The organism is Nocardioides sp. YIM 152588, from assembly GCF_040191335.1.
Lineage (GTDB): Bacteria > Actinomycetota > Actinomycetes > Propionibacteriales > Nocardioidaceae > Nocardioides.
The window spans coordinates 1-7618 of sequence record NZ_JBEGDJ010000092.1 but is presented as its reverse complement, the minus strand read 5'-3'; the positions used below and the strand labels follow the sequence as shown (position 1 = coordinate 7618).

Below are 7618 nucleotides of genomic sequence, written 5' to 3'. Positions count from 1 at the left end.
CCGCCATCGACGGGGAGGCCCCCAAGCTGCGCACCTGGGTCAAGGACGTCAACGGCGCCATGGAGCGGATGCACCTGGACTCGACGGCCGGCATCGTCCGACGCGGCCCCACCCGGCTCGCCCTCGACCGGCGCACCACCACCCGGCTCCCCCGGCAGCAGCACCAGTCCCACGTCGGGCCGCCGCCGGCGTACCTCCGCCCAGAACGGGCCGGGCCACGGCGGCGGACCGCCGCCGGACGGGTCGGGGAACGGTGTCTCGCGAGGGGTCATGCCCGGCCACGTCCCCGCGCGCGGGGACCGCCAATCCCCTCCGTCGCGTCATCCACAAGGGGGTTGTGGGGCGCCCCGTGACCCGGGTTAGCGTGGCGCATGCGCAAGGTGATCGTGCTGGCCGTCGTCCTGCTCGTCGCGCTCGCTCCGGGGGTCGCCTCGGCGGCGACGAAGACCGTCGTGGACGGCTCGGGTCCGGAGCAGAGCAACAAGGGCAACCGGCTGATCTCGGCGACGATCATCTACGGCAAGAAGCGGGTTGTCTGGAAGGTCCGGCTGGAGAAGGCGAGCAAGAAGAAGACCCGCGTCTTCGCCGGCATCTACTTCCCCGACGGCGACTTCACCCGCGTCTGGACGCTCTACCGCAAGGGCGAGAAGGTGGTCCGCGCCCGGGCGTACAGCGGCACCGGCGGCACGAAGGTCGACGACGGCATCAGCGCCCGGTGGAACTTCGAGCGCGACGTCATCCGGATCGTGCTCCGCTCGACCTCGGACGGCTGGACGCACCCGAAGAACAAGCGCGCCGGGTTCGCGGCGTACACCGTCGCGAAGGGCGCCCTGCACGGGCCGGGCTGCGCCGACCCGGCCGACGACTGCAACGACGACTACGTCTACGTGCCCCGGCTGCGCAAGGGCTGACCGCGAGCCGCCCCGGCCGGGCGCCGCTCAGCCCGGATCCACCGGTCCCGGCTCAGCCGACCCAGAAGCCCCGGCCGCCGAACCAGTCGCCGTAGCTGCCCGGACCCGCCGAGCCGCCGCCCGGTCGCCGCGAGCCGAGGTAGGAGCCGACCACCGCGGCGCCCAGGTCGTCGGCCTCGGGCGCGATCACCGAGCCCTCGACCCGGCGGGCCATCGACTCGATGAACCGGGCCAGGCCGGGATCCTCGCCGAGCCGGAAGAAGGTGGTCTGCGCCCCGAGGCGCCGGGCGTTGTCGAGCTCGCGCACCGCGAGCGCGATCGTCATCGGGTGCGGCGGGTAGGAGAAGTACACCTGGCCGTCGGGCTCGAGGTGGGAGGTCGGCTCGCCGTCGGTGACGATCAGCAGCACCGGCTGCGCGTTCGGGTGCTTGCGGAAGTGCCGGTTCGCGAGCAGCAGCGCGTGGTGCAGGTTGGTGCCCTTCGCCCAGCGCGCGTCGAGGGCGGTCAGCTCCTCGATCCGCATGCTCTGGGCGTGACGGCCGAACCCGATCAGCTCCAGGTCGTCGCCGCGGAACCGCGTGCCGATCAGCGTGTGCAGCGCCAGCGCCGTCTGCTTCATCGGCACCCAGCGCCCGTCCATCGCCATCGAGAAGCTGGTGTCGACGCAGAGCGCGACCGCGGCCTGGGTGCGGGCCTCGGTCTCGGCGACCTCGACGTCCTCGATCGAGAGCCGGGGGCCGGCGGGGTCGCCGGAGCGGCGCAGCACGCCGTTGAGCATCGTGCGCGGGATGTCCCACGGCTCGGTGTCGCCGAACTCCCACGGCCGGGTCGCCCCGGACAGGTCGCCGGCGGCGCCGGCGCGGCGCAGGTCCCGCTGCCCCTGGCGACCCGACATCCGCTCGGCGACGTCGCGCAGCAGCGCCTTGCCCAGCTGCCGCATCGCCTTGGGGGTCAGCCGGAGCTCGCCGTCGAAGCCGCGCTCCATCGCGCCGGAGCGGCGCAGCTCGCGCTCCAGGTCCTGCAGGCGCCGCGCGTCGACGGCCGCCTGGTCGCCGAGCTGGCGGGCCAGCCGGTCCAGGTCGACGTCGTCGAGCCGCGCGCCGCCGTAGGACTGGGAGAGCTGGTCGGAGAGCGCGTCGAGGTCGGCGAGGTCCTGCAGCACCCCGGTGCCGTCGCCGAGGCCGAGGCCCTGGTCGCCGTCGCCGAACCGCTCCGAGCCGTTCCAGTCCTCCCCGGGGCGCAGCGACATCAGGTTCCGGTCGAGCCGGTCCAGCTGGTCCATCAGGGCCGGTGACCCGAACGCCTGGGCAGAGAGCTCCATCAGCTCCTGGCGCTGCTCCGGGCTCATCGAGTTGAGCATCCGCTGGGCGGCGGCCGAACGCTCGGCCAGCGCGTCGAGCAGCTCGTCGAGGTTCTCGGGGTTCTCCGGGAAGTGCTGGCCGTGCTTGGCCATGAACTCCTCGAAGTCCTCCTGCGTGTCCTGCCCGGCGGCCCGCTTCTCCAGCAGGTCGTTGAGGTCGCCGAGCATCTCGTCGATCGCCTGCCGGTCGGCGTCGGTGGCGTTCTCCAGCGCCTGCTTCATGCCCGCGAACCGCTGGTCGAGCAGCTCGCGGCCGAGCAGGTCCTTGATCTGCTCGTAGGCCTCGCGGGCCTGCGGCGACTGCCAGTCGTAGTCGCCCAGCTCGGTGACGGCGGCCGCCGGCGAGTCCGGCAGGTTCTCCATCCGCATCTCGCGGAAGGCGCGGTCGGCGTCGTCCATCAGGGCGTCGCGGGCCAGCTGCTTGCGCTCCTCCAGCACGGCGGTCTCCAGCAGCCGGCGCACCTCCTCGAGGGTGCCGTCCAGGTTGTGCCGCTGGAGCAGGTCGCGGCGCCGCTCGGCGACCTGGCGCGCGAGGTCGTCCAACCCGGCCCGCTCCTGGCCACCGCGGCGCAGGAACTCCTGCATCGCCCGCTCGGGGCTGTAGCCGGCCATCACGTCCTGGCCGATGGCGTCCAGCGCCTCGGCGATGTCCACCGGCGGGGCCAGCGGGTCGCCACCCTCGTACCGCTTGAACCTGGTCCGGTCCTTCATCACGCCGCCATCCCGCGAGTCGGCACAAACTGCCTGCCTGCTCGATGCGTGGTTCCGCGAGTCGGCAGAAACTGACGCCGGCGCGTGTCAGTTTCTGCCGGCTCGCGGCTCAGCCGGGCGTCAGTTTGTGCCGACTCGCGATCAGCCATAGACGGTCGCGCTCCCGTCGGTGTCCTTGCCGATCTTGCGGGCCAGGTACAGGCCCTCCAGCGCCAGCTCGATCGCCGCGGCGCGCTCGCCGTCGTTGCTGCCGCCGCCCTCACCGAGGACCCGCTCGCAGACCTGGTCGTAGAGGTCGGACTCCCCCAGCACCGGCAGCCCGGTCAGGAAGTCGCGGCCGGTGACGTGCTCGCCGGTGGTGATCATCGCGCCGTCCTCGACGGCCTCGACCAGCAGCGCGAAGTCGAGCCCGCGGAAGGTGCCGCGGACGGTCTCGGCGGTCGCGGTGCGCAGCAGGTGGGTGAGGATCTCGCTCTCCCGGCCCTCCTCGCCGCTCTCGAACTCGATCTTGCCGCCCAGCACGTCGGTCGCCGTCTCCAGGTCGACCACCCGCGCGACGGCGTGGTCCTCGCCGTGCAACGTGGCGCGCCGCAGCGCCGCGGCGGCGATGGTCTCCGCGCCGGCGATCGCGAACCGCGCCGAGACGCCGGAGCGCTGGTCCACCGAGGAGGAGGAGCGCAGGTTGCGGGTGAACCGGGCCAGGATCTCGATCAGGAAGTCGGGGATCTCGACCTGCCCCTCCAGCAGGTCGGCCTCCTGGCGGATCACCGCGACCTCGGCGTCCAGCTCGGTCGGGTAGTGGGTGCGGATCTCCGCGCCGAACCGGTCCTTCAGCGGCGTGATGATCCGCCCGCGGTTCGTGTAGTCCTCCGGGTTGGCGCTGGCCACCACGAGTACGTCGAGGGGCAGCCGCAGCACATAGCCGCGGATCTGGATGTCCCGCTCCTCCATCACGTTGAGCATCGCGACCTGGATCCGCTCGGCCAGGTCGGGCAGCTCGTTGATGGCGACGATGCCGCGGTGGCTGCGCGGGATCAGCCCGAAGTGGATGGTCTCGGGGTCGCCCAGCGAGCGCCCCTCGGCGACCTTCATCGGGTCGACGTCGCCGATCAGGTCGGCGACGGAGGTGTCGGGGGTGGCCAGCTTCTCGGCGTACCGCTCCGAGCGGTGCACCCACGAGATCCGCAGGTCGTCGCCGTGCTCGGCGACGGCCGCCCGCGAGGTGACGGTGATCGGCTCGTACGGGTGCTCGCCGAGCTCCGAGCCGCTGATCACCGGGGTCCACTCGTCGAGCAGCCCACCCAGGGTGCGCAGCAGCCGGGTCTTGCCCTGCCCCCGCTCCCCGAGCAGCACCACGTCGTGGCCGGCGATCAGGGCCCGCTCGAGCTGCGGGACCACGGTGTCCTCGAAGCCGTGCAGGCCGGGCCAGGGATCCTCGCCGGCGGCGAGCCTGGCCAGCAGGTTCTCGCGGATCTCGGTCCGCAGCGGGCGGTGCACGTGGCCGGAGGCGCGCAGCTCTCCGAGTGTGGCGGCAGTCGGCTGGGGGGCTGTCACGCCTTCACGCTACTGCCGACGGCAAGCCCCCTGTCCCGTTCGATCCCGAGATCCAGCACCCGGTCCACCCGGTCCAGACCGACCGGGTCGTGGGTGATCCACAGCACGGCGCGGTCGCCCCGGCCCCCGCCGCCCGGGTCGCCGCCGAGCACCTCGGCCGCGACGTCCTCGGCCGTGGCGTGGTCGAGGTGCGCGACGGGCTCGTCGAGCACGAGCACCGGCTGGTCGGCGAGCAGGCAGCGGGCGATGGCGATGCGGGCCCGCTCGCCGCCGGAGACGCCGCCGTGGCCGTCACCCAGCCAGGTGTCGAGGCCGTCGGGCAGCGCGTCGAGCCAGGCCCCCAGGCGGGCCGCGCGCAGCGCCCGGTCGACCTCGTCGTCGCTCGAGCCGGGCCGGGCCAGGCGGACGTTCTCGACCAGCGTGCTGGCGAACAGGTGCGGGTCGTCGTCGACCAGTCCGACGCGGCTGCGGACGTCGTCGCCGGCGAGCGTCGCCAGGTCGACGCCTCCGAGGGTCGCGGTGCCCGATCGCGCCGGGAGGAACCGGAGCAGCAGGCCGGCCACCGTGCTCTTGCCGGAGCCGGACGGCCCGACCAGTCCGACCCGCTCGCCGGGGGCGAGGTCGAGGTCGAGGTCCGTGACCGCGGGCTCGGCGCCCCAGCCGACGCTGATCGCGTCGAGGGACACCGCGCTGCCCGCCGGTACGTCGACGGGCCGGTCCGGATCGCTCACCACCGGCTCGCGGTGCTCGATCTCCTCCAGCCGCGCGCGGGCAGCTGCGCACCGGGCGGCGAGCGCGCCGGCCTCGGGGACGCCGGCGGCCACCTCGCCGAGGGCGAGCGGCAGCAGCACGAGCAGGCCGACGAGCGGCGCGCTGACCGTGCCGGCGGCGTGGGCGTCGGCGGCGAGCAGGGCGACCAGGACCATGCCGATCCCGGTGCCGACCAGCACGAGCGCCCGGCCGGCGGCCAGGCCCGCAGTGGCAGCCCGCGCGGCCGCGGCGTGGGCGTCGCCGGCCCGGGTCAGGGCGGCGACGCCGTCGGAGGTGCGCTGCCACATCTGCAGCTCGGCGGCACCGTCGAGCAGGTCGACGGCGGCCGTGGAGAGCCGGGCCCGGGCGGCGACCGCGCGCCGCTCGGCGCGGGTGGCTGCCGCGCGGGCGAGGACGTAGGCGCCGGCCGGGAAGAGGCTGGCGGTGGCGGCGACGACGAGCCCGGCGGCCGGGAGCACGACCAGCCCGACGGCGGTCGAGACGGCGAGGGTGATCGCGTAGCCGCGCAGCGGCAGCCGCACCCGGATCTCCTCGTCGACCACGGCGTCGACGTCGTCGACCACGGAGGCGAGGAGGTCGCCGCGCCGCCGGCCGAGCGCGCCGGGGGTCAGCGGCACCAGGGCGTCGTACACGCGGACCCGGCGGCGGGCCAGCAGGCGCAGCGCGGCGTCGTGGGACCACAGGCGCTCGACGTAGCGGAGCGCGGGGCGGCCGATGCCGAAGGCGCGCACGCTGACCACCGCGACCAGCAGCGTCAGCACGGGCGGGTGGGTGGAGGCCTGCACGATCAGCCAGCCGGCGGTCGCGGTCAGCGCGACGCCGCAGGTGGAGGCGAGGCCACCGATGACGGTCGCCGCTCCGAGCCCCGGTCCGGGCGTCTCCTCGTCGTCCGGCTCGCCGGGCACCGGCGCGGGCCTCGCGGGCTTCGCGGCGGTCGGCGCGGCGGTGGGCGCGACCGGCTCGCCGGTCGGCGCCGCGAGCGTCAGCACCCGGTCCGCGAGGTCGACCAGCTCGGGCCGGTGGGCGACGACCAGCACCGCGCGGTCGCGAGCCAGGTCGGCCACGGTCTCGGCGATCACGCGGGTGGTCACCGGGTCGACGTGCGCGGTCGGCTCGTCCAGCAGCACCCAGCGGCGCCCGGAGAGCACGACCCGGGCCAGGGCGAGGCGGGCGCGCTCGCCGGCGGACAGCCCGGCGCCGTCCTCGCCGAGCGGCGAGTCCAGCCCGGCCGGGAGCGCGGCGACGCGCTCGGCCAGCGCGACCCGGCGCAGCACCCGCCACAACGACTCCTCGTCGGCGCCGGGTGCGGCGACACGGAGGTTGTCGGCGATGCTCCCGGGCAGGAAGACCGGGCGCTGCGGGAGGAAGGCGACCTGGGACCGCCAGGCGTCGCCGGCGACGGGCTCACCGTCGAGCAGCACCCGTCCCGCGGTCGGCGGCAGCTGGCCGGCGGCGACCGCGAGCAGGGTCGACTTGCCGCAGCCCGACGGACCGACCAGGGCGGTCAGCCCGCGGTCCGGGACGGTCAGCGTGACGCCGTCGAGCGCCGGCACCGCGCGTCCCGGCCGCAGCACGCTCACCCGATCGAGCACCAGTCCCGCCGAGTCGGCAGAGAGTTCCTGCCGACTCGCGCCCTCGGGGTGCTCAGCGGGCTCGGCGGCGGACTCCTCGAGCGCGGTGATCGCGACGAACGTCTCCGCCCCCTCGGCCGAGGCGTGGAACTCGGCGCCGACCCGGCGCAGCGGCCAGTACGCCTCGGGGGCGAGCAGCAGCACCACGAGGGCGGTGCCCAGCTCGAGGTGGCCGGCGGCGAGCCGGAGGCCGACGGTGACCGCGACGAGCGCGACCGACAGGGTGGCGACCAGCTCCAGCACGGCGGACGAGGCGAACGCGACCCGCAGGGTGCCGAGCGAGGCGCGGCGGTAGCGGTCGGTCAGCTCCCCGATCCGCCCGGACTGGGCGCGGGCGCGGCGGAACGCGACCAGCGTCGGCAGCCCGCGGACGACGTCGACGAAGTGGCCCGACAGCGACTCCAGCGCCCGCCACTGGATCGCCGCACGGTCACGGGTGGCCAGCCCGACCAGCGCACCGAAGACCGGCACCAGCGGCAGGGTGAACAGCACGATCGCGGCGCTCATCAGGTCCTGGCTGGCGATCGCGACCACCGTCAGCGCGGGCACCACGCCGGCCAGCACCAGCGCCGGGACGTACTTGGTCAGGTACGGCTCGGCGGCGGCGACGCCCCGCGTGAGCAGGGCCGCCGCGGCTCCCGTGCCGTCCCCGGCCCCGCCCCGCGCACGCAGCCGCGCCT

At 75.0% G+C, this 7618-nt stretch carries 4 protein-coding genes; 1 reads left to right on the top strand and 3 read right to left on the bottom strand.

The window, feature by feature from the left end:
• Positions 1 to 371: 371 nt before the first annotated feature.
• Entirely contained in the window at positions 372 to 911 is a 540-nt protein-coding gene (locus tag ABLM29_RS21840) for a hypothetical protein (protein ID WP_349716732.1), read from the top strand.
• A gap of 52 nt (positions 912 to 963) precedes the next feature.
• Here the strand turns inward: ABLM29_RS21840 and ABLM29_RS21835 are convergent, their stop codons facing one another.
• The 3 genes from ABLM29_RS21835 to cydD all read right to left on the bottom strand — a co-directional run.
• On the bottom strand, positions 964 to 2982 hold the full coding sequence (locus ABLM29_RS21835) for a vWA domain-containing protein (protein ID WP_349716733.1): 2019 nt from the start codon (positions 2980 to 2982) through the stop codon (positions 964 to 966).
• Between the two features lie 141 nt (positions 2983 to 3123).
• Positions 3124 to 4536, bottom strand: a complete 1413-nt coding sequence (locus ABLM29_RS21830) for a MoxR family ATPase (RefSeq protein WP_349716730.1) — start codon at positions 4534 to 4536, stop codon at positions 3124 to 3126.
• Positions 4533 to 7618, bottom strand: a 3086-nt coding sequence (gene cydD, locus ABLM29_RS21825) for a thiol reductant ABC exporter subunit CydD (protein WP_349716729.1), incomplete at its 5' end; no start/stop codon positions are given. The genes ABLM29_RS21830 and cydD, both read right to left, overlap by 4 nt.